The organism is Moorena sp. SIO2C4 (assembly GCF_010672485.1).
Taxonomy (GTDB): domain Bacteria; phylum Cyanobacteriota; class Cyanobacteriia; order Cyanobacteriales; family Coleofasciculaceae; genus Moorena; species Moorena producens.
The window spans coordinates 1-1,613 of record NZ_JAAHGN010001372.1 but is presented as its reverse complement, the minus strand read 5'-3'; the positions used below and the strand labels follow the sequence as shown (position 1 = coordinate 1,613).

Below are 1,613 nucleotides of genomic sequence, written 5' to 3'. Positions count from 1 at the left end.
TGGCCATTGTCCTGGAGATCGAGGAGCAGATTGGTTATGGAAGGTTGGGGAATTCTGGGTATCAGGCTGACGCCACTGGAAGTCTAACGATGTCCTAGGCTCTTCCATCGATTGCTTCAAACCTTCCTTACTGACTTCCCTCGGTACATGATTAGATAAGAGACGATTGTAAGAAGAACGGTAGGGTATCTTTTCCCTAGCTCCAGGGTTTTTCATAGCAGAGGTAGTATTCTTAGTGCCTGTGGTGCTACTATTTCCCGGAGTCCCCTCGGATGATGTCTCAATCTGCTCACGCCAGGTCAGATTCTCAACTAAAACTTTTCCCGTCGAGGTTTGTATGCTTAGGGGTAATGGCAGTTGTTCTAACAGTTGCACTAAGGGTTTCATGCCCTTGAACTGGGCACTGTAAGTTAGGGCTTCTTCCTGAGTTTTCAGTCCTGAGTTGATTCGAGATGATAATCCTAGGGAATTGGCCCAAGAACTCTTGGCTGTTAATCCATAGTGTGGGTGGTGAGTCCTGAGGGGATTAGGGTTCAGTCCCTTGGGTTGAGTACGCTTTACTATCGATTCAGAACGTTGTTGGGTGAATGTGGATGCTAAGAATTTTAACAGCAGGCAACTGTTAAGGAGTCCGATAAATTTCTGGTCCCCATCTACTAATGCCCAGTGTTCCTGATCTGGGATGGGGAATTGGTTAAATTCTCTATCCCAGTTTCTGCCCAACTCCCCTAACCCCCCCTCCCTACTTCCATGGTCTTGTAGGTAGTACCAGAATTGGTTTAGACTCAGCTTACCTGGTAGGATGGTTATGGGTTCAATGATGTTTGGCTGTATCCAAGATAGTGGTTTGTGAAGAAAACCAGTTGTCATTGTTGCTCCTGAGCTACCTACCTTAGCGTATGAGAGCAGGTGAGGCATGATCTGCCTTAGGTTAACCACTCCCACAGGATATTGCTGTTCGCTGACTACCACAATCGAGTCATGCCTTGAAGCATGAAAAATATCAAGAATAGTAGCCAAATCAGAAGTCCTTTGACAAATAGGAACTAGCTCGGCAAATTTTTGGATACTGGGAGTAGGCATCGACATAACCAATCTAGCTTCAACAGCGGTTGAGCCCTACAGTAGCAACACATCCTCCTAAAGTAGCAACAAAGGAATTCACTCAAACCCAACAGGGCATGGGCGATCCCCTAATGCTTGAAGAGCAAGTACTTTTCAATATACTGCTCAACACTGGGCATATAGTGAGGCGCGAAATCAAAATTAATTTCAATTATCAGACTGTTTCAATTCAATTTAATTTATATTAAGCTCATTGTTAAAAAAAATGTTAAAATTTTACTGGTTTAAGGACTCTTATATAGTAAGAGTAACCAGTTTGTTATTCCAGACCTGTTGTGTTGCTTTCCCAACTAACCATATGTACGCTGATCAGTTCTGATTCCCTAGCTCAATCCCTTTCTCAGGTTTTGGGTAGCGAGCAGTATATTATACACTCTACTAGCTCCGAATCTGAATTTTTCGAGGTGGTTGAGCAACATAAACAGGATCTTGATTGTTTGGTATTGCAGGATACCGACACACTTCCCAAGGTGATCCACTACTTGTAA

1 protein-coding gene and 1 pseudogene are annotated in these 1,613 nt (G+C 43.7%); one reads left to right on the top strand and one right to left on the bottom strand.

Annotated elements, in window-relative coordinates; all coding sequences use genetic code 11:
- Nucleotides 1–1,083 (bottom strand): annotated as a pseudogene (locus tag F6K20_RS37715) (hypothetical protein); the annotation flags it as partial.
- 317 nt (nucleotides 1,084–1,400) lie between these two features.
- Between F6K20_RS37715 and F6K20_RS40380 the strand changes: the two are divergent.
- Entirely contained in the window at nucleotides 1,401–1,613 is a 213-nt protein-coding gene (locus tag F6K20_RS40380) for a hypothetical protein (RefSeq protein WP_353736903.1), read from the top strand.